The 23,686-nt window shown below is 73.1% G+C and carries 18 protein-coding genes; 12 read left to right on the top strand and 6 right to left on the bottom strand.

Annotated features, from left to right (window positions below):
* Positions 1-22: 22 nt before the first annotated feature.
* On the bottom strand, positions 23-1,381 hold the full coding sequence (locus ACLJQF_RS19785) for a DUF2252 domain-containing protein (RefSeq protein ID WP_410610566.1): 1,359 nt from the start codon (positions 1,379-1,381) through the stop codon (positions 23-25).
* A 221-nt stretch (positions 1,382-1,602) separates the two neighbouring features.
* Positions 1,603-2,835, bottom strand: coding sequence for an ornithine--oxo-acid transaminase (rocD, locus tag ACLJQF_RS19780; RefSeq protein WP_410610565.1), 1,233 nt, complete (start codon positions 2,833-2,835; stop codon positions 1,603-1,605).
* Between the two features lie 144 nt (positions 2,836-2,979).
* On the opposite strand from rocD, the gene ACLJQF_RS19775 reads away from it, so the two are divergent.
* From ACLJQF_RS19775 to ACLJQF_RS19755, 5 genes are read left to right on the top strand one after another with little or no spacing between them, the layout of a single operon-like run.
* Positions 2,980-3,300, top strand: coding sequence for an ArsR/SmtB family transcription factor (locus ACLJQF_RS19775; protein WP_410610563.1), 321 nt, complete (start codon positions 2,980-2,982; stop codon positions 3,298-3,300).
* Entirely contained in the window at positions 3,297-3,764 is a 468-nt protein-coding gene (locus ACLJQF_RS19770; protein WP_410610562.1) for an SRPBCC family protein, read from the top strand. Before ACLJQF_RS19775 ends, ACLJQF_RS19770 begins: the two co-directional genes overlap by 4 nt.
* Positions 3,765-3,781: 17 nt before the next feature.
* A complete protein-coding gene (locus ACLJQF_RS19765) occupies positions 3,782-4,633 on the top strand; it encodes a PPK2 family polyphosphate kinase (RefSeq protein ID WP_410610560.1) in 852 nt (283 codons plus the stop codon).
* A 20-nt stretch (positions 4,634-4,653) separates the two neighbouring features.
* Positions 4,654-6,753 carry a prolyl oligopeptidase family serine peptidase gene (locus ACLJQF_RS19760; protein ID WP_410610559.1) on the top strand — a complete coding sequence of 700 codons (2,100 nt, stop codon included), beginning with the start codon at positions 4,654-4,656 and terminating at the stop codon, positions 6,751-6,753.
* The gene (locus ACLJQF_RS19755) at positions 6,750-7,703 is read left to right on the top strand and encodes an LLM class F420-dependent oxidoreductase (protein WP_410610558.1); all 954 of its coding nucleotides are present in this window, start codon (positions 6,750-6,752) and stop codon (positions 7,701-7,703) included. The genes ACLJQF_RS19760 and ACLJQF_RS19755 overlap by 4 nt, the downstream gene beginning before the upstream one ends.
* Before the next feature lie 51 nt (positions 7,704-7,754).
* Here the strand turns inward: ACLJQF_RS19755 and crcB are convergent, their stop codons facing one another.
* Together crcB and ACLJQF_RS19745 are read right to left on the bottom strand one after the other, a co-directional pair.
* Positions 7,755-8,129 (bottom strand): fluoride efflux transporter CrcB, encoded by a 375-nt coding sequence (gene crcB, locus ACLJQF_RS19750; protein ID WP_410610887.1) that lies wholly within the window; start codon positions 8,127-8,129, stop codon positions 7,755-7,757.
* Between the two features lie 8 nt (positions 8,130-8,137).
* Positions 8,138-8,539: a fluoride efflux transporter FluC gene (locus tag ACLJQF_RS19745; RefSeq protein WP_410610556.1), complete on the bottom strand. Its 402-nt coding sequence runs from the start codon at positions 8,537-8,539 to the stop codon at positions 8,138-8,140.
* Positions 8,540-8,678: 139 nt separating this feature from the next.
* On the opposite strand from ACLJQF_RS19745, the gene ACLJQF_RS19740 reads away from it, so the two are divergent.
* The 4 genes from ACLJQF_RS19740 to ACLJQF_RS19725 are packed head-to-tail and all read left to right on the top strand — an operon-like array spanning position 8,679 to position 14,543.
* A complete protein-coding gene (locus ACLJQF_RS19740; RefSeq protein ID WP_410610554.1) occupies positions 8,679-10,238 on the top strand; it encodes a pyridoxal phosphate-dependent decarboxylase family protein in 1,560 nt (519 codons plus the stop codon).
* Complete coding sequence (locus ACLJQF_RS19735) at positions 10,235-11,512, top strand: lysine N(6)-hydroxylase/L-ornithine N(5)-oxygenase family protein (RefSeq protein ID WP_410610553.1); 1,278 nt, start codon at positions 10,235-10,237, stop codon at positions 11,510-11,512. The genes ACLJQF_RS19740 and ACLJQF_RS19735 overlap by 4 nt, the downstream gene beginning before the upstream one ends.
* The gene (locus ACLJQF_RS19730) at positions 11,509-13,239 is read left to right on the top strand and encodes an IucA/IucC family protein (RefSeq protein WP_410610552.1); all 1,731 of its coding nucleotides are present in this window, start codon (positions 11,509-11,511) and stop codon (positions 13,237-13,239) included. The genes ACLJQF_RS19735 and ACLJQF_RS19730 overlap by 4 nt, the downstream gene beginning before the upstream one ends.
* Positions 13,236-14,543 (top strand): glutamine synthetase, encoded by a 1,308-nt coding sequence (locus ACLJQF_RS19725; protein WP_410610551.1) that lies wholly within the window; start codon positions 13,236-13,238, stop codon positions 14,541-14,543. The genes ACLJQF_RS19730 and ACLJQF_RS19725 overlap by 4 nt, the downstream gene beginning before the upstream one ends.
* Positions 14,544-14,619: 76 nt before the next feature.
* Here ACLJQF_RS19725 and ACLJQF_RS19720 read toward each other — a convergent pair whose 3' ends face one another.
* Positions 14,620-16,008: an FAD-binding oxidoreductase gene (locus ACLJQF_RS19720; protein WP_410610549.1), complete on the bottom strand. Its 1,389-nt coding sequence runs from the start codon at positions 16,006-16,008 to the stop codon at positions 14,620-14,622.
* Between the two features lie 282 nt (positions 16,009-16,290).
* Positions 16,291-19,284: an ATP-binding protein gene (locus ACLJQF_RS19715; RefSeq protein ID WP_410610547.1), complete on the bottom strand. Its 2,994-nt coding sequence runs from the start codon at positions 19,282-19,284 to the stop codon at positions 16,291-16,293.
* A gap of 90 nt (positions 19,285-19,374) precedes the next feature.
* On the opposite strand from ACLJQF_RS19715, the gene sthA reads away from it, so the two are divergent.
* From sthA to merB, 3 genes are all read left to right on the top strand, one after another.
* Positions 19,375-20,787 carry a Si-specific NAD(P)(+) transhydrogenase gene (gene sthA, locus ACLJQF_RS19710; protein WP_410610546.1) on the top strand — a complete coding sequence of 471 codons (1,413 nt, stop codon included), beginning with the start codon at positions 19,375-19,377 and terminating at the stop codon, positions 20,785-20,787.
* Positions 20,788-20,947: 160 nt separating this feature from the next.
* Complete coding sequence (locus ACLJQF_RS19705) at positions 20,948-22,837, top strand: intein-containing Rv2578c family radical SAM protein (RefSeq protein ID WP_410610545.1); 1,890 nt, start codon at positions 20,948-20,950, stop codon at positions 22,835-22,837.
* Between the two features lie 211 nt (positions 22,838-23,048).
* Complete coding sequence (gene merB / locus ACLJQF_RS19700) at positions 23,049-23,651, top strand: organomercurial lyase (protein ID WP_410610543.1); 603 nt, start codon at positions 23,049-23,051, stop codon at positions 23,649-23,651.
* The last annotated feature ends 35 nt before the right edge of the window (positions 23,652-23,686 follow it).

Raw genomic sequence — 23,686 nt, 5'->3', positions numbered from 1 at the left:
CCTTGACCGGCAACCTGTCCGGTCAGCTACGGGAGAAGGCGGCGTGGTCGGCCTCCGTCTGGTCGGCATACCGCACGGCGTACGCGCCCAGCACCTCGTCCAGCTCCGAGTCGTCGGCGAAGTACCCGGACAGGAGCTTCGGGTGCAGTGACCGCGTGTGGGCGCGGGCCAGCAGCGCCCCGGCCAGCCTGCCGTAGTCGTCGAGGTGGTCCTTCTCCAGTGCCGACGGGTCGATGTCGCCCTTGAGGTTCCGGAACTGCCGGACGATGTACGGGACGCCGCCGATCGTGGTCCAGCCGAGGAGGATGTCCGTCTCCGCCTGCACCAGCCGGGCGCCGTCGACGATCCGCTGCCCTTCGTGCGCGGCCGGCGGCAGGTCCAGGTACGGCGCCAGGGCCGGCCGCTGGGCCTGCTTCACCTGCAGGACCAGGTCTTCGTCGTCGTTGCCGTGCAGCAGGGCGACGTAGCTGCGCAAGCCGACGCTGCCCGTGCCGACCACCCGGAAGGCGACGTCGGCGAGCCGGTAGCGCGCGATCAGCGTGCGCCGCGACTCACGCAGGGTGTCCACATAGGACACCAGGCCGGCGGCGACGGCTTCGGCGGTCTCCTCGCCGACGTGCGTCAGCACCGGCGGGTCCGCGACGAACCGGTGGCGGGCCAGGCCGGTCTCGTGGTCGTCGACGCGCTCGGTCCACCGCGCCGCGACCTTCGCATGGTCGTTCTTGCGGGCCTTCTCGGCCGCGTCGGCGAAGTCGTCGATCAGCTCGTCGGCCCGCGCCTTCGACAGCACCGACGAGTCCGGCAGCGCGTTCCAGCTTCGTAGAAACGGCAGCTCGGCCAGCGCGCGGATGGTCCGGCGGTAGGACTTCACGGCGTCTTCGGCGGCCTCGCGGCAGCCCGATTCGCGGATGCCGCCTTCCCGGCCGGCGAGCACAAGGCTGGCCCCGAGCCGCTTGAGGTCCCATTCCCACGGGCCGGGCACGGTCTCGTCGAAGTCGTTGATGTCCATCACGATCTTGCCCTCGGGCGTGCCGTAGAGCCCGAAGTTGGCCGCGTGCGCGTCGCCGCAGAGCTGCGCGGTGACGCCGGACGACGGCGTGCCGGCGAGGTCGGCGCCCATCAGCCCGGCCGCGCCGCGGAAGAACGTGAAGGGCGAGGCGAGCATCCGCTCCCGCCGCAGTCCGGTCAGCTCCGGCAGGCGGCCGGCGTTGGTGGCCTCGAAGTACTCGTGCGGTGTCGGCCGGTCCGCGGCGGCCGTCGCGTGGTCGTGGAGCCCGGCCGGCGTCTTCTCTCGGAGGCGCTTCCCCTGTTCGTACAGCTCGGCCGGCGTCACGCTGTCGGTGCCGACCAGCGGTCGTTCTGCCCATTCCCCTGATCCCATGCCGGGCACAACGTCCGAAGGGGACCGTCTTCTCCCGGGCGCCGCCGGGTTCGCTGGGGTTCGACCGTCTTGAATGACTCATTCACGGCGTCGGAGGTCCTGAATGAGTCATTCAAGACCTCGGCGACCAAGCCGGGGGCCGGCTGCTCGATCGAGCGCCGGATGTTGTGCTCCCGGACGCCGCCGGGGCGGGAGGCTCACCCGGCGGCGTCCGGGTGGTTTCAGGGGCGGACGACCTCGGCGATCGCGTCGATGCCGCGGTCCAGCTCCTCGCGGGTGATCACCAGCGGCGGGGCGACGCGCAGGGTGCGCTCGTGCGTCTCCTTGCACAGGACGCCCCGCGCGATCAGCGCTTCCGACGCCGCCCGGCCCGAAGGACCGCCGGGGGCGATGTCGATGCCCGCCCACAGCCCGCGCCCGCGGACTTCCGACAGTCCGTGCCCGATCAGCGCGGTGAGCCGGGTGTGCAGGTGGGCGCCCAGGTCGGTGGCCCGCTGCTGGAACTCGCCGGTGTTCAGCAGGCGGACGACCGCCCGCCCGACCGCGCAGGCCAGTGGGTTGCCGCCGAAGGTCGAGCCGTGCTCGCCCGGCTTCAGCACGCCGAGGACGTCCCGGCGGCCGGCCACCGCGGACACCGGCAGGATGCCGCCGCCGAGGGCCTTGCCCAGGGTGTAGACGTCCGCCCGGATGCCCTCGTGGTCCAGCGCCAGCACGGTGCCGGTGCGGGCCAGCCCGGACTGGATCTCGTCGGCGATCAGCAGCACGCCGTGCTCGTCGCAGGCCTGCCGGACGTCGGCGAAGTAGCCCTCCGGCGGCACGATGACGCCGGCTTCGCCCTGCACCGGCTCCAGCAGCACCGCGGCGGTGCGCGGGGTGATCGCGTCGCGCAGCGCGGCCGCGTCGCCGTACTTCACGGTGACGAAGCCCGGGGTGAACGGGCCGAAGTCGGCGCGGGCGGTCTCGTCGGTGGAGAACGACACGATCGTCGTGGTCCGGCCGTGGAAATTCGCGTCGGCGACGATGATTTCGGCGGTGCCGTCGGGGACGCCCTTGATGCGGTGCGCCCACTTGCGGGCGATCTTGACCGCGGACTCGACGGCTTCGGCGCCGGAGTTCATCGGCAGCACCAGCTCGGTGCCGGTCAGCTCGGCCAGCTCGCGGCAGAACAGGCCGAGCTGGTCGTGGTGGAACGCGCGCGAGGTCAGCGTGACGCGGCCGAGCTGCTCGACGGCGGCGGCGACCAGGTCCGGGTGGCGGTGGCCGAAGTTCAGGGCCGAGTAGCCGGAGAGGAAGTCCAGGTAGGACCGGCCTTCGACGTCGGTCACCGAGGCGCCGGAGGCTTCGGCGATCACGACGGGCAGCGGGTGGTAGTTGTGCGTGCTCCACCGCTCGTCGAGCTCGATGAAGCTCGCGGCGGTGGGGGCGGCGGTCTCCCGGCCGGCGAACGTCGTCATACGTTCAGGTTAGAGGCAGAACACGCAGACTTCAGCCGGGAATCGTTGCTTTCACCCGTTGTTCGTTGCGCAATCCGCGCGTTACACCACTGAAACAGTGCGTGCCCGTTGACCAGTCCATTGGTAAGCCGTAACTTACCGTTCGTGGCGACTTACGGAAGCGACCAGCTGGCCGCGCTGGCCGACCCGTCGCGGCGCGCGATCGTCGAAGCGCTCCGTGCCGGGCCGCGCGCGGTCGGCGAGCTGGCCGCGGACCTGCCCATCAGCCGCCCGGCCGTCTCCCAGCACCTGAAGGTGCTCAAGGCGGCCGGCCTGGTCACGGACCGGGCCGAGGGCACGAAGCGGCTCTACCGCCTCGAGCCCGACGGCATCGCCGCCGTGCGCGCGTACCTCGACCGGATGTGGTCGGACGCGCTGAAGGCCTTCGCCGAACTGGCGGAATCCACCGAAGAGGAGCAGCCATGACTCTGGAACCGATCCGGAAGAGCGTGATCGTCGCGTGCTCGCGGGAGCACGCGTTCAAGACCTACACCGAGGCCTTCGACAGCTGGTGGCCGCGGCAGCACCACATCGGGGCGGGCGACCTCGCCGAAGCCGTCCTGGAGCCGAAGCCCGGTGGCCGCTGGTACGAGCGCACCGTGGACGGCGCCGAGTGCCAGTGGGGCGAGGTGCTGGTCTGGGAGCCGCCCGCGCGGGTGGTCCTGTCGTGGCGCATCGACGGCGATTGGAAGATCAACCCCGACCCGGCGTACGCCAGCGAGATCGAGGTCAGGTTCATCGAGGAAGGCCCGCGCAGCACCCGCGTCGAGCTGGAGCACCGGCACTTCGAACGGCACGGCGAGACCGGCCCGAAAGTCCGTGAAGGCGTCTCCGGTGCCGGGGGGCACGGCGCCCTGCTGAACCTGTTCGCCGAGAAAGCCACCGCCTGAGCGGGTAGTTTCGCTGGATGGCCAAGAAGCACGACGGAAGCCGGGTCCGGGACGCTCTGCGCGTCGGCGGCGAACTGCCGGACCCGGGCTCGACCCCGGTCGGGCCCGGGAAGAAGGCGAAGGCACTCGAGCAGCTCGGCAGCGCGGGCGAGCGGCTGTCCGCGCTGCAGGAGGCGCTCTACGCCGAGGGCGTCGGCGGGGGCACGCGCCGGGTGCTGCTCGTGCTGCAGGGCATGGACACCTCCGGCAAGGGCGGCACGGTGTCGCACGTGCTCGGCCTGGTCAACCCGATGGGCGTCCGGTACGCGGCGTTCAAGAAGCCGACCGCGGTCGAGCGGCGGCACCACTACCTGTGGCGGATCCGCAAGCAGCTGCCCGCGGCCGGCCAGATCGGCGTCTTCGACCGCTCGCACTACGAGGACATCCTCGTCCCGCGGGTGTCCGGGCTGCTGACCGCGGCCGAACGGAAGCGTCGCTACGCCGAGATCAACGCGTTCGAGCAGGAGCTGGCCGAGGCGGGCACCACCGTGGTCAAGGTGTTCCTGCACATCTCGGCGGAAGAACAGCTCGAGCGGCTCAAGGCCCGGCTCGTCACGCCCGAAAAGCGCTGGAAGTACAACCCGGGCGACCTGGAGGCGCGGTCGCACTGGCCGGCCTATGAGCAGGCCTACGCCGACATCTTCAAGAAGACGTCGCCCCCGGAGACGCCCTGGTACGCGGTGCCCGCCGACCACAAGTGGTACCGCAACTGGGCCGTCGCCGAGCTGCTCATCGAGACCCTGACCGACCTGAAGCCGCGGTTCCCGGAGCCGGACTACGACGTCGAGGCCGAGCTGGCCAAGCTGACGGGTGTTGGCGCCCCGTCGTGACCTTCTGGAAGAGTGCGGGCGTGACCGATGTCGACGACCTCCCGTTCCTCCGCAAACAGGCCCGGACCCAGCGCTTCACCCTCGGCGCGCCGAAGGAGTTCCGGGTCGCCCCGGACGGCTCCCGCGTGCTGTTCCTGCGCGCGGAGTCGGGCACCGACCCCCGGCACAGCCTCTGGTCGGCTGACTTGGAGACCGGCGTCGAAACGAAGCTCGTCGACGCCGCCGAACTGCTGCCCGGCGAAGAAGAACTGCCCGCCGAAGAGCGTGCGCGGCGCGAACGGGCCCGCGAGACCGGCGGCGGCGTCGTGCACTACGGCGTCGACGCGGCCTTCACCGTCGCGGTGTTCTCGCTTTCGGGCAAGCTCTACACCCTGGACCTCGCTTCGGGCGAGGTGACGCTGCGCGTCGACGGTTCGGTCATCGACCCGCGGCCCAGCCCGGCCGGCACGCACGTCGCCTACGTCCAGGACCGGCGGCTGCACGTGCTGGAGCTGGCCACCGGCGACGACCGGGTGCTCGCCGAGGAGGACGGCGAGGACATCGCCTGGGGCCTCGCCGAATTCATCGCCGCCGAGGAAATGGACCGCACCCGCGGCTACTGGTGGGCCCCGGACGGCCGGAGCATCCTGGCCGAGCGTTCCGACCGCGGCCCGGTGCCGCGCTGGACCATCGCCGACCCGGCCAACCCGCAGCACCCGGCCACCGTCGTCGCGTACCCGGCCGCGGGCACCACGAACGCCCTTGTTTCGCTGGCGGTGCTCGGCCTGGACGGCTCGCGCGTCGACGTCGCGCCGGGTGACTGGGAGTACCTGGCCTCGGTGCACTGGTCGGCCGGCGGCGCGCCGCTGCTCGCCGTGCAGCCGCGCGACCAGAAGCGGATGGACGTCCTCGCCCTCGACGTCGCCGACGGCTCGACGTCGGTCGTGCACACCGCGGCCGACCAGCACTGGATCGACATCGTCGGCGGCGTCCCGGCGTGGACGCCCGACGGCCGCCTGGTCGTCGAAGGCATGGTCGACGGCGACCACCGGCTCTTCGTCGGCGGCGAGGCCGTCACCCCGGCCGGGCTGCAGCTGCGGGCCGTGCTCGACGTCGGCGCCGAGATCCTGTTCAGCGCCTCGGAGGACGACCCGACGCAGATCCACGTCTTCCGGACCGAAGGCACGTCGGTGCGTCGGTTGTCCACTGTGGACGGCGTGCACGTCGGCGCCGGGTCCGCCGCGGTCACCGTGCTCTCGTCGTGGAGCCTGGACCACAGCGGCCCGCGCGTGTCGGTGCTGCGGGACGGCGCGCCGGTCGCGACGATCGAGTCGTCCACAGTGGACCCCGACATCGTGCCGAACCTGACCTGGCTGACACTGGGGGAACGGAACCTGCGGGCGGCGCTGCTGCTGCCGCGCGGGTACGAGCCGAGCGAGGGCAGGCTGCCGGTGCTGCTCGACCCGTACGGCGGCCCGCACGCCCAGCGCGTCCTGCAGAGCCGCAACGCCTTCCTGACGTCGCAGTGGCTGGCCGACCAGGGCTTCGCGGTGCTCGTCGCGGACGGCCGCGGCACGCCCGGCCGCGGTGCGGTGTGGGAGCGCGAGATCGCCGGCCGCCTCGCCGACGTCACTCTGCAGGACCAGGTGGACGCTCTGCAGGCGGCGGCCGCTCGGTTCCCGGAGCTGGATGTGGAACGGGTGGCGATCCGCGGCTGGTCCTACGGCGGGTACCTGTCGGCGCTGGCCGTGCTGCGACGCCCGGACGTCTTCCACGCGGCGGTCGCGGGCGCGCCGGTCACCGACTGGTCGCTCTACGACACGCACTACACCGAGCGGTACCTCGGAAAACCGCAGGAAGAACCGGAAAGCTATGCGCACAACTCGCTGATCGAGAGCGCGGCCGAGCTGAGCCGGGCCCTGTTGATCGTGCACGGGCTGGCCGACGACAACGTGTTCGTCGCGCACGCGCTGCGGCTGTCCTCGGCGTTGCTGGCGAAGGGCCGGCCGCACGTCTTCCTGCCGCTGGTGGGCGCGACCCACATGACGCCGCAGGCCGAAGAGGTCGCGGAGAACCTGATGCGCACGCAGGTGGACTGGCTGCTGCGTGAACTGTCCGCTGTCGAGAAGGAGACTGCATGAGCCGCTGGGGCCTCACGATTCCGCTGACCGGGGTGCCGCTGACCGCGCACAAGGAACTGGTCGAACAGCTGCCGGACCTGGGCTACACCGACGCGTGGACGGCGGAGACGGCGGGCACGGACGCGTTCACGCCGCTGGTCCTGGCCTCGCAGTGGGCGCCCCAGCTGCGGCTGGGCACGGCCATCGTGCCGGTGTACACGCGCGGCCCCGGCCTGCTGGCGATGCAGGCGGCGACGGTCGCGGAGCTGGCCCCCGGCCGGTTCGTCCTCGGCATCGGCGCGTCGTCCCCGGTGATCGTCTCCCAGTGGAATGCGGCTTCCTTCGACGAGCCGTTCGCGCGTTCCCGGGACACGCTGCGCTTCCTGCGTACGGCGCTGGCGGGGGAGAAGGTCACCGAGAAGTACGAGACGTTCGCGGTCTCGAAGTTCCGCCTGGAACGCCCGGCCGACCCGCCGCCGTCGATCATGCTGGCGGCGTTGCGGCCGGGCATGCTCCGCCTGGCGGCGCGCGAGGCCGACGGCGCGATCACGAACTGGCTGGCGGCTTCGGACATGCCTCGCGTGCGCGCGGTCGTGGGCCCGGACGTCGAGCTGGCGGCGCGGATCTTCGTCTGCCCGACGGAGGACGTCGAGGCGGCGCGGGGTCTCGGCCGGATGCTGATCTCGAGCTACCTGACGGTGCCGGTGTACGCGGCGTTCCACGAGTGGCTGGGTCGTGGCGAGGCGCTGGCCCCGATGCACGAGGCCTGGGCCGCGGGCGACCGGCAGAAGGCGAACCAGGTGATCCCGGATTCGGTCGTGGACGAGCTGGTGATCCACGGGAGTGTCGAGTCGTGCCGGGAGCAGGTGCAGGCCTATGTGGACAACGGCCTGACGACGCCGATCATCGCCCTGCTGCCGACCGGGGAGGACCCGTTCGAGCAGGTGCGCGGCCTCGCCCCACGCCCCTGACGGGGCACTTTCACGTGAAAGTGCCCCGGAGGTTGCCTCCAATGGGCACTTTCACGTGAAAGTGCCCTTCGCGAGCAGGAGGCCGAGGGCGCCCGAGGTCAGGCCGGCGACGATGGTGACGACCACGTTCAGCACCGCGTAGAGCCGCGCCTTCTCCAGGAACAGCCGGACCGTCTCGTAGCCGAACGTCGAGAACGTCGTCAGGCCGCCGCAGAACCCCACCGCCACCAGCGCGCGGACCGACGACGGCTCCGCGCCGTGCAGGAGCCAGCCGCTCAGGAAGCCCAGGATGAACGAACCCACGACGTTCACCGTCAGCGTCCCGAACGGGAACGGCGAGTCGCGCCACTGCTGCACGCGACGGTCCGTCAGGTAGCGCAGGATCGAGCCCGCCGCTCCGCCGAGGGCCACCAGGACGAGCGTCACTCCTTCCATCAGCGTCCCTTTCGCGCCGCGCGCGTCGCCGCGAGACCGGCCGCGACCGCCGTCAGGCACAGCACCACCGACGCGGCCACGTACGCCACGGATCCCACGAGACGCCCGGTCGTCGCCGCGTCGAGGGTGTCGGTCACGAACGTGGAGAACGTCGTGAAGCCGCCGAGGATCCCGACGCCGAGGAACGGCCGGAGGAGGTGGTGCGGGCGGGCGGTGGTGGTCAGGATCGCCATCAGGACGCCGATGAGCAGGCAGCCGAGCGCGTTGGTGAGCAGCGTTGCGACGGCGAACTCGCCGCGGGCGTGCGGGATCGCCACCGACAGGCCGTAGCGGGCGAGGCTGCCGAGCGCGCCGCCGGCGCCGATCGCCGCGAGGACGTCCCATCGGGGCACGCTGATCACCTCCTCGCGGTGAACCTACTCCCGATGGCCGACGCGTCGCCGCCACCCGGTCGAGCATGCTGGACGGGGATGACAGGCAGTCGCCGGTCGCCGTACTGTTGCTCAGCGTAGGCAAGGCAATCCTAAGGAAGGCGGGCACATGCGGGCAGACGGGCTGGCCGGAGGCGACGGCGGCGCGGACCGGCTCGGCGAGCTGATCCCGGTGGCCCTGCGCGCAATGGCGGTCGGCGTGGCCGAGCGCGGCGGCCCGATCCCGGCGGGCGGTCCGGCCGCGGTGGCGGCGGCCCTGGTGGCGGAGCGTGGCGAGCCGGGCCAGGCGGCGACGGATTTCGAGCCCGGTGAACCGGAGGCTGTCCCGGCTCCCGCCGAGCTGGGGCCCGCGGGGTTCGCGCCCCCCGGGCCACACGATGCGGCACCCGCCCCGGCCGCCGGGCGCGGTGCCCTGCCCCGCCGCGGTGTCGGAGCCGAAGCCGCGCTCGAACAGCTCAGCCGGCTCCTCGCCGCCGGGTCCGCGGACCCCTCCGATCCGGCCTGTGCCGCCCATCTGCACTGTCCGCCCCTCGCCGTCTCCGTGGCCGCCGATGTCGTCGCGAGCGCACTCAACCCGTCCATGGACTCCTGGGACCAGGCGCCCGTCGCCAGCGAACTGGAACGCGAATTCACCACCGGGATCGCCCGGTTGTGCTACCCCGGCGCCGCCCTCCCCGACGCCGTCGTCACCACCGGGGGCACCGAATCCAACCTCCTCGGTCTCCTCCTCGCCCGCGAAAACGGCATCGTCCAGCCGGTCTGCGGGGCCAACGCCCACCACAGCGTCGCCCGGGCCGCCTGGTTGCTCGGTCTGCCCGCGCCGATCGTCGTCCCCTGCGAAGGCGACCGGCTGCTTCCCGATGCGCTCGACAAGCTCCTCACCCCCGGCTGCGTCGTCGTCGCGACCGCCGGCACCACCAACACCGGCACCCTCGACCCGCTGCCCGAAATCGCCGCAATCTGCCGCCGGCACGGGGCCCGGCTGCACGCCGACGCGGCCTACGGCGGCATGGCGCTGTGCAGCGACACCCTCCGGCCCAAGCTCGCCGGGCTCGACCTCGCCGACTCCGTCGCGCTCGACCTGCACAAGTTCGGCTGGCAGCCGGTCGCCGCCGGGCTCTTCGCCGCCCGTGAAGCCGCCGATCTCGGTGCGCTCACCGTCCGCGCCGAATACCTCAACGCCGACGACGACACCGAAGCCGGCCTGCCGGACCTGCTCGGCCGCTCGATCCGGACGTCGCGGCGGCCGGACGCCTTCCGGATGGCCGTCACCGTGCACGCGCTCGGCACCGACGGCCTCGGCGCGCTCGTCGAACGCTGCTGCGCCACCGCCACCGAGGTCGCGCGGCGCGTCGAAGCCCACCCCGGGCTGCGGCTCTGGGGCCCGCCCGAACTGTCCACAGTGGTCCTGCGGCCGCTCGTCGCCGACGAGGCGGGCGGCGACGAGCTCGTCGCGCGCGTCCGCCGCGCGCTCCTCGAAGCCGGCACCGCGGTCATCGGCCGGGCCGCGCTGCCGACCGGGCCGGGTGGGGCGAACCAGCTGTGGCTCAAGCTGACGCTGCTGCACCCGCACACCACCGCCGACGACTACCTCCCGCTGCTCGACCGGATCGTCGCCACGGCCTGCGCCGAGCTCGTAGCCGGCCGGGAAAGCCCGGTCGCTTCGTGAGGCGCCACCACCTCGCCGGCGTCGGGATCGGGCCGTTCAACCTCTCGCTCGCGGCCCTCGCCACCGGCGTCGAAAGCCTCGACGCCGTCTTCTTCGACGCCCGCCCGGAGTTCCGCTGGCACCCCGGCCTGCTCGTCGACGGCGCGACGCTGCAGGTGCCGTTCCTGGCCGACCTGGTCACGCTGGTCGACCCGACGAACCCGTTCTCGTTCCTCAACTACCTGCGCGACTGCGGCCGCCTGCTGCCGTTCTACTTCGCCGAGCGGTTCCACATGCCGCGCGTCGAGTACGACGACTACGGCCGCTGGGCCGCCGCGCGGCTGCCGTCGTGCCGGTTCGGCCACGAAGTGACCGGCATCCGCTGGGCCGGCGACGCCTTCGAGCTCACGATCGCCGGGACCGAAGCGGTGCTCGCGGACCACGTCGTGCTCGGCGTCGGCTCGGTACCGTCGGTGCCGGCACCGCTGCGCGACCTCGTCGCCGATCCCGGCGTCCTGGCGCTGCATTCGGCCGACTACCTGACGCACCGGGACGAACTCCTTGCCGCCGAGAGCGTCACGGTCGTCGGCTCCGGGCAGTCGGGCGCCGAAGTGGTGCTCGACCTGCTGCGCTCGCGATCCACTGTGGACGGCGTGCGCTGGCTTGCCCGGACGCCCGCGTTCGCGCCGATGGAGTACTCGAAACTCGGCCTCGAGCAGTTCACGCCGGACTACACCGCGTACTTCCACGGCCTGCCCGAAGCCGTCCGCGACCGGCTGCTGCCCGCGCAGTGGCAGCTCTACAAGGGCATCGACACCGAAACGATCGGCGCGATCCACGACGAGCTCTACCGCCGCAGCATCGCCGGCCCGCCGGGTGCCGTGCTGACGCCCGGCGTCGAAGTCGTCTCGGCGTCCACAGTGGACGGCGAGCTCGAACTCGGCGTCCGGCACGCACAGCAGGGCCGCGACGCCACCCTGCGCACCGCCGCCGTCGTCGCGGCCACCGGGTACGCGGAAGCGCCGACCGGGCCGCTGCTGGCCGGGCTCGGCGACGCCGTCCGCCGCGACCGGCGGGGCCGCCTCGAAGTCGGCACCGACTACCGGGTCGCGCTCGACGTGCCCGGGTCGCTGTTCGTGCAGAACGCCGAACGGCACACGCACGGGCCCGGTGCCCCCGACCTCGGCCTCGGCGCGTGGCGGGCGGCCGTGATCCTCAACGCCGTGTGCGGCAAGACCGTGCACGAGCTGCCCGACCGCACCGCCTTCACCACGTTCGGCCTGGAGGACCTGTGACCTTGGACGAGGCAGCCGCCTGGCGCGCGGCCGGCGCGCTGATCACGCACAAGATGCTCGGCGAGCTGTCCTACGAGCACCTGCTGGAACCGGTCGCCGACGGCGACGCGTACCGGCTGGAGCTGCCCGGCGCCGCCTACGCGTTCCGGGCCCGGCGGGGCGCGTTCGACGCCTGGACGGTCGAACCGGGCAGCGCACACCGGAACGGCGAACCGGTCGCCGACCCACGCGCCCTCGTCGTGGACGCCCGGGAAGTCCTCGGGCTGAGCGGGCTGCGGCTGGCCGACGTGCTCGCCGAGCTGACCTCGACGGTCGCCAACGAGGCGGCCCGCCTGCGCCGCGCGCCGACCGCGGCCGAACTGTCCACAATGGACTACGACGTCGCCGACGGGCACCTCACCGGCCACCCGCGGCTCGTGCTCAACAAGGGCCGCGTCGGGTTCTCCGCGCGCGATCGGGCCCGGTACGCGCCCGAGGCCGGTGCGGACGTCCGGCTGCGCTGGTTCGCCGTCCACCCGGAGCACGCCGAGTTCCGCTGCGTCGACGAGCTGAGCCGGGACGCGCTGCTGGCCGCCGAACTCGGCGACCTGCGCGAAGAGTTCGCCGCGAAGGCGCCCGGGGACTACGTCTGGGTGCCCGTGCACCCGTGGCAGGCCGACGAAATCCTCGGCACGCTCTACGCCGCCGAACTCGCCACCGGCGTCGTGATCGACCTCGGGGAGAGCGCCGACGCCTACCGCCCGCACCAGACCGTCCGGACCCTGGCCAACGTGAGCACCCCCGGCCGGCACGACGTCAAGACCGCCGTGGCGGTGCGGAACACGCTCGTCTACCGGGGGCTCAACTCCGCGGCGACGCTGGCCGGGCCGTCGGTGACGACGTGGCTGCGGCAGGTGAGCGCCGCGGACCCGCTGCTGAGCGAGAAGTACCGGTTCGGGCTGCTCGGCGAGGTCGCGAGCGTGTCGGTGCGGCACCCGCTGTTCGGGCACCTCGAGGAGCTGCCGTACCGGTTCCACGAAACCCTGGGCGCGCTGTGGCGCGAGCCGATCCGGCTCGCGGACGGGGAACGCGCGATTTCGTTCGCCGCCCTGCCGTACCGCGGCCCGGACGGCGGCTCGATGCTCGCGCACCTGATCGGCGGCGGGGACGCGACGGCGTGGCTGACGCGGCTGTTCGATCTGCTGCTGACGCCGTTGCTGCAGTGGCTGCTGCGCCACGGCGTCGGGTTCTGCCCGCACGGCCAGAACCTGATCCTGGTCGTCGACGCCGCCGGGGTCCCGCAACGGGTGCTGATCAAGGACTTCGCCCAGGGCGTCGACCTGCTCGACGAGCAGCTGGAAAGCTACGCGTCGCTCCCGCCCGACGCGGCCGCGGACATGCTGCGCTGGCCCGCGCACCTGCTGGCCCAGTCGCTGTTTAGCTCGGTGTTCTCCGGCCAGTTCCGGTTCTGGGCCGAGGTCCTGCTCGACGAGCTGGGCCTGCCGCGGGCGGCGTTCTGGGCGCCGGTCCGGGAAATCGTCGGCCGCTACCGCGAGGAGAACCCGGACGTGGCCGCGCGCTTCGACGCGTGCCGCCTGTTCGCCCCGGACGTCGAGCGCGTGACCCTCAACCGGGAGCACCTCGCCGGGCAGGGTTTCGACAAGGTGGAACGCGACGACGAATTCGACGTCCGCTGGGGCCGGGTGCCGAACCCGCTGCACGCCCCGGATCCGGGCGGCGCGTGGTGACGGCCTTCGCGCGGCCGGCCGGCCCGCGGTCACTGGCCGTCCGGCGCGCGGTGGCCACGGCGGGGGAGACGGTGCTGCGCGGCGTGCTCGCCGAAGACGGCGCCCGGCTGCTCCTGCTGGTCCCCGACCCGCACGCCCGGTTCGCCGCGGTGGAGCTCGCCGCGCCGTTCGCCGCTTCGGTGCTCGAAGACGGCTACGGCGTTTGCAGCTACGTCTTCGCGTGGACGCCGTCACGGGAGCCGCTGCCGGCGTCCGGCGTGCTGGGCGGGTACCTCGAAGGCTTCGGCGACCTGCGGGTGCGGCCGGATGCGGCTTCGGCGATCCCGCTCGGCGAGCGGACCTGGGCGGTGGTGTGCGACGCCGAGTGGCCGTCCGGGGCCGCCGCGGAGCTGGCGCCGCGCGAGGTGCTGCGCGGGCAGCTCGCCGCGTTGGAGGGGCTGGGGCTGGTGCCGTCGGTGGGCATCGAGCACGAGGTCGTGTTCCGGGATGCGCTCGGGGTGCCGCTCACGGCGCACGGCGTCGACTACGCCCTCGGCGGCACCGAGCGGCTGGCGCCGTTGCTGCGTGACCTGCGGACGGATCTGGGCGATGCCGGGCTCGGCGTCGAGTCGGCTCGGGCCGAATGTCACCCGGGGCAGTACGAGATCGTGCTGCGGCACCGGGATGCCCTCGCCGCCTGCGACGACGTCCTGTTGCAGCAGCTGGTCGTGCGCCGGGCGGCCGCGCGCCACGGGGTGACGGCCGACTACCTGGCCGCTCCTTCGCCCGGGCAAGGGAACTCGGGGCATGTCCACCTGTCACTGTCCACTGTGGATGGATCGGAGCCTGATCTTCTGGGTGGGTTCCTGGCCGGGGTGCTCCGCGACGCGCGGGCGCTGACGGCGGTGTGGGCGCCGACGTGGAACTCCTACGTCCGGCTGCGGACGGCGCCGTTTTCGCCGCGCGAGGTTCGGTGGGGTCATGACGATCGGACGGCTTCGGTGCGGGTGGCCGGTCCCGCGGGGAACCGCCGGCTGGAGTTCCGCTTCGCCGGTGCCGACGCTCAGCCGCACCTGGTGGTGGCGGCGCTGCTCGCCGCCGGGAGGTTCGGGTTGGAGGAAAGCCTGACCCCGCCGGAGCCGGGGGTCGCGGTGGGTGCGCTGGCGGCTTCGCCGTGGGAGGCGCTTGCGCTGCTGGACCGCGCGGGGGAGCTGCTGGGTCCCGACGTCGCCGCGCAGCTGGCGGCGCTGCTGACCGAGGAGATCGAGTCCGGGCTGGACGCGGTGACCGATTGGCAGCGCCGCCGCGGCACCCTCCGCTCCTGATACCCGAATGTTCGTGAAGGCCACCTTGAGGAACTTCAAGTTCCTCAAGGTGGCCTTCACGAACTTGAGGCGGGGCTTACGCCGGGCGGATGTTCTGGTTGATGTGGAACACGTTCTCCGGGTCGTAGCGGCGCTTCACCGCGGACAGGCGCTCGTAGTTGCCCTGGTAGGACGTCCGGACGCGGTCTTGGCCCTCCTCCATCATGAAGTTGACGTACGCTCCGCCCGCCGAGGTCGGGTGCAGTTCCTCCCAGTAGTCCCTTGTCCACTGGGAGATGGTGGCCGCGTTCTCCGGCGATGGGTCGACGCCGACGATCACGCCCGACCAGCCGCCCGAACGGTGGGGGAAGGCCGTCTCGTGGGGGGCGACCCGGCTCGCCGCGCCGTCGATCGGGTACAGGTGCATCGACGAGTGCATGCTCGGCAGGCCTTCGCCGTGCTTGAGGTGGATGTCGATCGCCGCGTCGGAGATCTCGTGGAAGACGTCTGCTCGCCAGTACCACTGGAGGCCGGCCGGGTACAGCGCGTCGAATGCGCCCTGCAACGCCGTGTACGGCATGTCGTGCAGGCCGACCAGCAACGGCGAACCGAAGTCCCGCACCGGCGCCAGCACTTCGTCCGCCTTGTCGTGTGCACCCGTGTAGCACCAGACGATGCCGCAGGCCTTGCGGCCCCACAGCTCCTCCGGGAACGGCGGTGCCGGCGGGACGGTCAGCAGGCCGAACCAGCCGTTGAGCTCCTCCGGCAGCGATGGCAGCAGCTCGCGGTACCAGCGCAGCACGTCCGGGGTGTCGGCCAGGTCGTACAGCACCGGCCCGCCGATGACCACGCCGTGCTCGCCGATGTCGTGGCAGCGGAACGTGAACGACGTGACGACGCCGAAGTTGCCGCCGCCGCCGCGCAGGGCCCAGAACAGGTCGGGGTGCTCGGACTCGGACGCGTGCACGAACGAACCGTCGGCGAGGACGACGTCCGCGCCGAGCAGGTTGTCGATGGTCAGACCGAAGCGCCGGGCCAGGTAGCCGATGCCACCGCCGAGGGTGAGGCCCGCGACGCCGGTGGACGCCACGATGCCCGACGGCGTCGCCATGCCGAACGCGACCGTGGCGTGGTCGACGTCGCCCCAGGTGCAGCCGGCGTCGGCGCGGACGGTGTGGTGCACGGGGTCGACGGTCGTGCTGCGCAGGCGCGACAGGTCGATGACGAGCGCGCCGTCGGCGACGCCGAGCCCGCCCGCGTTGTGGCCGCCGCCGCGCACGGCGAGGTCGAGGCCCTGGGCGCGGCCGTAGCGGACGCACGCGACGACGTCGGCGGCGTCGCGGCAGTAGGCGATCGCGGCGGGCCGCTTGTCGATCATGGCGTTGTAGACGGCGCGGGCCTCGTCGTAGCCCGGGTCGGCCGGTGTGACGAGGTCGCCGCGCAGCGCGGCGGCCAGTTCCTCGTGCGGCAAGGCGGTGGTGGTCATGGTGGCCCCTCTCGGATTTCCGGTACCGGAGGGGAACGTAGGCAGCGGGCGTTCGCGCAGCGTTCGGCCCGTTCGCGGGTTCCGGCAAAGTCGCGGTGGCTCGCTCACCCGGCAGCGCAGCTCAGCCAAACGTCTTGAATGAGTCATTCAGGACCTCCGAAGCCCTGAATGACTCATTCAAGACACCGCGGCCACACCAGCGCCGCCGAAACCCGCCCCCTTCAGGCCCGCCCCCTCGACTTTGCCGGGGCCCTGGCTCTTGAGTTCATGAGGGGGTGCCCTTCATGAACATGACGCCACGGCCAGGTCCGCCTCGGCCCGCCGCCGCAGGGCGATGCTGCCCTGGGTGCGGGCCAGCTCCGCGGCCGCGCGCAGCCGGGGCACCGGATCGGCGTCGTACGCCGCCCGCTGCCGGAGCACCTCCGGCAGCCACCAGCGGTCGTCGCGGGCCTCGCCGGCGGCCAGCGCGGCGTCCAGGGTCGCCCGGGCCGCATCCGGCGCCGACAGCTCGGCGACCAGCGACAGCCAATACGGCATCCGGGCGAACGACCCCTCGGCCTTGAGGTTCGCGACGCCCTCCTGCGCCGCGGCCAGCCCGGCCGCGCCGCCCCGGGCCCAGCCGCCCAGTACCAGCGCCCACTCGCGGTAGTACGCGAAGCCGTACCGGTCGCACAGCGTCCGCAGTTCGGCCACCGCCGTCCCCAGTGCCCGCCGGTCCCGGCGCATCTGGTGGGTGATCCCCGCGTAGGCCTGCGCGATGGCGAGGCTGTACGGGTGCTCGATCCGCCGGGCGAGCGCAATCGCCCTGGCGCCGGATGCCACGGCGGCGTCCTCGTGCCCGAGCAGCCAGTGGGCGTGCGCCGCCCAGGCCGGGCCGTGGACGTCCGGGCGGGTGCCGATCGGCCACGACGACGCGCCGCGCGTGCGTTCGGCGCCCAGCTCGAAGTGCCGCAGCGCCTCGGCCGGGTCGTGCCCGAGGCTCAGCGACGAACCCGCGAGGATGAAGTGCGCCGAGCCGTCTTGCTCGGCGCTCCCGCCCGGCGCGAGCAACCCGAGTGCGCGTTCGGCGGCCTCGTGGGCTTGGATCGTCCGGCCCTGGACGAACCGCGACGACCACAGCTCCAGCAAGGCGGTGAGCGCGGCCCCCTCGTCGCCCAGCGACTCCGCCAGCGCGAGCGACCGCTCCAGAGTGCGCTGCAGCTCGGGGGAGGAATAGCCCCGGTGGGCGTTGAGGGGCCCGGCGAGTGCTTCGAGGACGGCCAGCTCGTCCCGGTCGCGGTTGCCGCTCGCCGGCCGGGCGCGGACGAGGTCCAGTGCCGCCCGCAGCAGCCGGATCGCTTCGGCGTGGGCGAACGTGCCCGCGGCGACGGCGGCGGCCCGCCGGTAGTGGGCGACGGCGCGGTCCGGGCGGCCGCCGCGGGCGTACTGCTCGGCCAGCTGCGCCGCCACGGCGTCGGTGTCCCCGGCGTGCAGCAGCTCGAGCCCCTGGGCCAGCCGCCGGTGCAGCAGCCACCGCCGCGGCGGGCTGACCTGCTGGTAGGCCGTCTCGCGCAGCAGGTCGTGGGTGAAGTCGTAGCTGCCGCCGAACTCGCGCACGAGCCGGCGGCGCCACAGCTCGTCGACGGCGTCGACGACGGTGTCCGCGTCGAGGTCGCTCGCCTCGGTGAGCAGCTCGAGGGTGACGTCCCCGCCGGCCGCGGCGGCGAGCCCGGCGATCTCGCGGGCCGCCGGGCCCGGCTGTTCGAGCCGCGTCCGCAGCACGGCCGCCAGCCCCTCGGCGGGCAGGGAATCGTGCGCCCGCAGGGCTTCGACGACGTAGAGCGGGTAGCCGCCGGTGGCCGCGTGCAGCAGGTCGCGATCCGAAGTGGACAGTGGACGCCCGGCGACCGCTTCGCCGAGGCGGGCCGTGCCGGCCGCGTCGAACGGGCGCAGCGGCAGCTCGGTCAGCCTGCCGTCGTCGCGCAGCTGGGCCGCCCAGGCCGGGAGGCCCGCGCCGGGGTCGCCGTCGCGCAGGGTCGCGGCGACCAGCAGCGGCGCGTCCGGCAGCAGGCCGAGGCAGAAGGTGAGGAACGCGCCCGTCTCTTCGTCGCACCACTGCGCGTTGTCGAGCAGCAGCAGGACGGGTCGCCCGCCGGCGGTCAGCGCGCGGGCCAGGCCTTCGAAGAACCGCAGGCGCTGCCAGGCCTCGGCGGTCGGGTGCCCGCCGCCGGCCGTCCGCGTGGCCGGCAGCAGCCGGTCGACCTCCGCGCGCCACACCGGGTCCAGCGACGCCGCTGCCCGCTGCACGGCCGGGGTGCGCAGCCACTCGGCCACCGGTGCCAGCGCGAGCCGCCCCGGCGTGCCGAAGCACCGGCCGGCGGCCACGACCGCACCCTCGGCGCGGGCCGGCCCGGCCAGCTCGGTGACCAGCCGGGTCTTGCCGACGCCGGCGTCGCCGCGGACCAGGACGACCCCGGCCCGGCCCGCCGCGGCCGTCCGCCAGAGCTCGCCCAGCCGAGCCAGCTCCGGGGCACGGCCGACGAGCCCGGGCGCGGCCGCCCGCCGGGGTTCGGCGTCCGGCCGGGCCAGCAGCCGCCGCAGTGCCGCGCGCGTCGGCTCGGCCGGGACGACGCCGAGTTCGCGCTCGAGCACCGACGCGCACCGGTGGTAGGTGCTCACCGCGCCCGCCCGGTCGCCGGCCTCGGCCTGCAGCGCCATCAGCGTCCGGTAGCCCGGCTCTTCGAGCGGGCGCAGCGCGATCCGGCGGCGGGCCGCGGCGAGCGCGGCGGCCGGGTCGCCCGAAGGTGTCCGGCCGATCAGGTCGCACAGCTCGACGCACTGGCGTTCGAGTTCGGCGCGGGCCGCCAGCACCCAGTCGTCGGCCAGGCCGGGCAGCAGCTCGCCGCGGTAGGCCGCGAGCGCGGCCCGGGCGTGGGCGACGGCTTCGCCGGGGTCCTCGGCGGTCAGCGCGGCCCGGTGGGCGACGGCGAACTCCCGGACGTCCACCCGGCTCGACGGCGTGTCCCGCCAGCACAGGTCCTGCCCGGTGACGGTCAGCGAGGGCGGGTCGCCCAGCACACGGCGCAGCTGGTGCAGCTCGCGGCGGAGGTTGGTCAGCGCCTGCGCGTCGGTGGAGTCCGGCCAGAACAGCCCGGCGAGCAGGCGCCGCGGCTGCGCCCGGCCGGCGTGCACGACGAGGTGGGCCACGAGCGCGACCGAGCGCGGCGACCGCGTCAGCACGGCGCCGGACTCGTCGTCGGCGATCACCTGCTCGCCCAGCAGCGAGACGCGCAGCACCGGGACACGCTAGCCCTTCGGCGGGGCTGTGCGCGGATCTTCACCGGCGGGGGGTTGCGCCCGGCCCGCCGGGTGCGCAGGCTCGACGTCGTGAGCGAGCACGAGTACGACCTCATCGTCATCGGTTCGGGCCCCGGCGGGCAGAAGGCCGCGATCGCCGCGGCGAAGCTCGGCAAGAAGGTGGCGGTCGTCGACCGGCACGACATGGTCGGCGGGGTGTGCGTCAACACCGGCACGATCCCGTCCAAGACGCTGCGCGAAGCGGTGCTCTACCTGACCGGCATGAACCAGCGCGAGCTCTACGGCGCGAGCTACCGCGTCAAGCAGGACATCACCATCGCCGACCTGCTCGCGCGCACCCAGCACGTCGTCGGGCGCGAGGTCCAGGTCGTGCGCGCGCAGCTGATGCGCAACCACATCGACCTGGTCGACGGCATGGGCTCCTTCGCCGACGCGCACACCGTCCTCGTCGAAGGCCGCCACCGCGGCGACCGGCGGACCATGTCGGCCGACCACGTCGTGATCGCCACCGGCACCCGGCCCGCGCGGCCGAAGCAGGTCGACTTCGACGCCGCCCGCGTGCTCGACTCCGACGAGATCCTGCGGCTCGAGCAGATCCCGTCGTCGCTGGTCGTGGTGGGCGCCGGGGTGATCGGGATCGAGTACGCGTCGATGTTCGCCGCGCTCGGCTCCCGGGTCACCGTGGTCGAGCAGCGCGAGCACATGCTCGACTTCTGCGACCCCGAGATCGTCGAGTCGCTCAAGTTCCAGCTGCGCGACCTCGGCGTCACGTTCCGCTTCGGCGAGAAGGTCGCGGACGTGGCGGTGTCCGACCACACGACGATCACGACCCTGGTCAGCGGCAAGCGTATCCCCGCCGACGGCGTCATGTACTCCGCCGGCCGCCAGGGCATGACCGCCGAGCTCAACCTGGAGGCCGCGGGCCTGGCCGCGGACGAGCGCGGCCGGCTGGTGGTCGACGAGAACTACCGCACCCCGGTGCCGCACATCTACGCGGTCGGCGACGTGATCGGCTTCCCGGCGCTGGCGGCGACGTCGATGGACCAGGGCCGGCTCGCGGCGTACCACGCGTTCGGCGAACCGGCGCACGAGCTGGGCGCGCTGCAGCCGATCGGCATCTACACGATCCCGGAGATTTCCTACGTCGGCGCGACCGAGGCCCAGCTGACGTCGTCGTCGGTGCCGTACGAGGTCGGCATCGCCCGCTACCGCGAGCTGGCGCGCGGCCAGATCACCGGCGACAGCTACGGCATGCTCAAGCTCCTGGTGTCCACGGCGGACCGCAAGCTGCTCGGGGTGCACGTGTTCGGCACGGGTGCGACGGACCTGGTCCACATCGGACAGGCGGTGATGGGCTGCGGCGGCACGGTCGACTACCTGGTGGACGCGGTGTTCAACTACCCGACCCTGTCGGAGGCGTACAAGGTGGCCGCGCTGGACGCGACCAACAAGATCCGGGCGCTGGAGCGCTTCTCGACCTGAGCTCCTCCTGCCGCGGCCCTCGTGAGTGGTAATTAGGGTTAGAACCCGAATTACCACTCACGACGGTGCGGCCGGGCCCCAGCAGTCACACCAGCACCACGTGATCCTCTTGCCCCGAACCGGTTTGACACCCGTCTAGAACATATGTTCGACTGGCGCCGTGCGATGGGATCGACAGCGGACAGGGGAGGGTGAACCGGCACTGCCCGGGCTCGAGGGCCTGGTGCGATCGGTGCGGTCACCGGAATTCGACGGCGTCACCTTTCACGAGGTGCACGCCCGGTCGGTGCTGAACAAGGTGCCCGCCGGCTCCGGCGTGCCCTTCGGCTGGACCGTCAACCCCTACCGCGGCTGCTCCCACGCCTGCACCTACTGCCTCGAAGGCGGCACCCGGATCCTGATGGCCGACGGCCGGACGAAGGCGTTGTCCGACGTGAAGGTCGGTGACCGGATCTACGGCACCCGCGGCCACGGCGCGTCCCGGCGGCTGGTGCCCACCCGGGTCGAAGCCCACTGGACCACGCTGCGCGACGCCTACCGCGTGACCCTCGAAGACGGCACCCGGCTCGTGGCCGGCGGCGATCACCGGTTCCTCACGAGCAAGGGCTGGAAGCACGTCACCGGCAGCAAGTTCGGCGCCGCGCAGCGGCCGCACCTGGAGCCCGGCACCGAGCTGATCGGCGTCGGCCGGTTCGAGCCGACGCCGGACGAGACGCTCGGCTACCGGGCCGGCTACCTGTGCGGGATGCTGCGCTCCGGCGGGTTCGCCGCCGAGCCGGACGCCGCCTCGCGCGCCCTGCGCTACCTGCCGGACTTCGGGGCGTCGGTGGGATTTCTCAAGGTGCCGCCGGATCCGGACGCCCACTGGCAGCGCGGATTCCTCGCCGGCGTCTTCGACATCGCGGGCGGATACGGCCGCGGCGTCCTCTCGGTGGCGCACGACGAACCCGAGATCGCCGACGCCTTCATCGCCGCGCTCGCCCGCTTCGGCTTCGCCCACCAGCTCGACGAAGTGCCGAAGTTCCCGACGCGCCAGGAGATCCGGCTGCTCGGCGGCGTCGGCGAGGTGCTGCGGTTCTTCCACGTGAGCAACCCCGCCGTGCCGTGGAAGCGGTCCCTCGAAGGCGCGGTGATCGGCGCGAGCCGCCGCCGCGTGGAGGCGATCGAGCCGCTGGGCCTGCAGCTGCCGCTGTTCGACATCACCACCGGCACCGGCGACTTCGTGGCCGACGGCATGGTGTCCCACAACTGCTTCGCCCGGAACACCCACACCTACCTCGACTTCGACGCCGGCCGCGACTTCGACACCCAGGTGATCGTCAAGGTCAACGCCCCGCAGGTGCTGGCCGCGCAGCTGAAGAAGCCGTCGTGGCGGCGCGAGCACGTCGCGATGGGCACCAACACCGACCCCTACCAGCGCGCCGAAGGCCGCTACCGGCTGATGCCGGGGATCATCACGGCCCTGGCCCGCTCCGGCACGCCGCTGTCGGTGCTGACCAAGGGCACGGTGCTGGCCCGGGACCTGCCGCTGCTGCGCGATGTCGCCCGGGACGTGCCGGTGGGGCTCGCGGTGTCGATCGCCCTGCTCGACGAGGAGCTGCAGCACCGCCTCGAACCCGGCACGCCGAGCCCGCGGGCGCGGCTGGAGCTGGTCCGCAAGGCGCGCGAGGCCGGGCTGCCGTGCTCGGTGCTGGTGGCGCCGGTACTGCCGTGGCTGACCGACTCCGAGGAGGCGCTGGACGCGCTGTTCGCCCAGCTCGCCGACGTCGGCGTGACGAGCGTCACGGCGTTCGCGCTGCACCTGCGGCCTGGGGCGCGCGAGTGGTTCGGCCGCTGGCTGGCGGGCACGCACCCGGAGCTGGTGCCGCGGTACCGGGAGCTGTACGCGCGGGGGAGTTATGTGCGGAAGGCCTACCGGGACGGGCTCGCGGAGCGGGTCGGGCCGTTGCTGCGGCGGCACGGGCTGGATCGGAAGAGCGGTTTCGACGCGCGCGGGCCGGAGCTGCCGGCGGCCGAGGCGGCGCCGGTGGAGCAGCTGCGCCTGCTGTGACGCGTGGGGGAGTTGCGTGTGGAGTGACCCGCGGCGCTGCTGCGGCTGCGCTGCCGGTCCATTGTGGAGCAACCGGGTGACTTGCTGGGCCGTTCGGGGCGTCTGCGGGCTGGTGTCTTCGGTTTACGGCAAAATGTCCGATCGTGTCGTTGTCGTCTCGCCTCACCGGCGCCTAACGTCGAAGGGATCGATCCCGATTAGGAGCCGGACGATGACGACCTCGCAGACCGACCGTGTCGCCGCCGCCCGGCTCGCCTGGGCCGCCCTGAAGCTGACCCGGGCCGGCCGGCACCCGGTGGGCGTCGACCGGCTCGCCGCGACCGTCGGCGTCGCCCCGGCCGAGGCCCGGCGGCTGGTCGAGCTGATCGGGTTCACCCTGCACCGCGACCTCGTGTCGACCGGCCCGGCGCCGCGCGGCGCCCACCACCGCCTCCAGCCCGCCGAAGGCACGCTCGGCGCGGGCCCGGACGGCACGGTCGACCTCTTCCTCCTGGCCATCGCGACCGGCGAGCGCGTCCACGCGGCCGCGGTCTGCCCGGTCACGGGCACGCGCATCCGCATCGAACTGGTGTCCCGGGCGATCCTCCTGGTCGACCCGCCGGCGGCGGTGGTCGCGGCGGTCGACCTCGGCTTCGGGCTCGAGGGGGTCGACGCGGTCGCCTGCGCGGGGCAGCCGTTCTTCGCCTCCGCCACCGCGGCGGCGAGCTGGCTGGTGGCGCACCCGGGCGGGCGGATCTACCAGGTGGCCGCCTACCTGGCCCAGGCCCACCGCCTGGTCGCGGCGCTGGAGACCCGGCCCAAGTACGTCCTCTGACCCCGGTGCAAGTTCTCGTGAGTGGTAATTAGGGT

Origin of the sequence: Amycolatopsis sp. lyj-109 (assembly GCF_046548995.1) — a bacterium.
Classification (GTDB): Bacteria; Actinomycetota; Actinomycetes; order Mycobacteriales; family Pseudonocardiaceae; genus Amycolatopsis.
This window is presented reverse-complemented; position numbering and strand designations above follow the sequence as displayed.

Coding starts and splice junctions, on each gene's coding strand:
- ACLJQF_RS19785 (WP_410610566.1), bottom strand. CDS start 1,381: ATGGGATCAGGGGAATGGGCAGAACGACCGCTGGTCGGCACCGACAGC.
- rocD (WP_410610565.1), bottom strand. CDS start 2,835: ATGACGACGTTCGCCGGCCGGGAGACCGCCGCCCCCACCGCCGCGAGC.
- ACLJQF_RS19770 (WP_410610562.1), top strand. CDS start 3,297: ATGACTCTGGAACCGATCCGGAAGAGCGTGATCGTCGCGTGCTCGCGG.
- ACLJQF_RS19765 (WP_410610560.1), top strand. CDS start 3,782: ATGGCCAAGAAGCACGACGGAAGCCGGGTCCGGGACGCTCTGCGCGTC.
- ACLJQF_RS19755 (WP_410610558.1), top strand. CDS start 6,750: ATGAGCCGCTGGGGCCTCACGATTCCGCTGACCGGGGTGCCGCTGACC.
- ACLJQF_RS19740 (WP_410610554.1), top strand. CDS start 8,679: ATGCGGGCAGACGGGCTGGCCGGAGGCGACGGCGGCGCGGACCGGCTC.
- ACLJQF_RS19720 (WP_410610549.1), bottom strand. CDS start 16,008: ATGACCACCACCGCCTTGCCGCACGAGGAACTGGCCGCCGCGCTGCGC.
- merB (WP_410610543.1), top strand. CDS start 23,049: ATGACGACCTCGCAGACCGACCGTGTCGCCGCCGCCCGGCTCGCCTGG.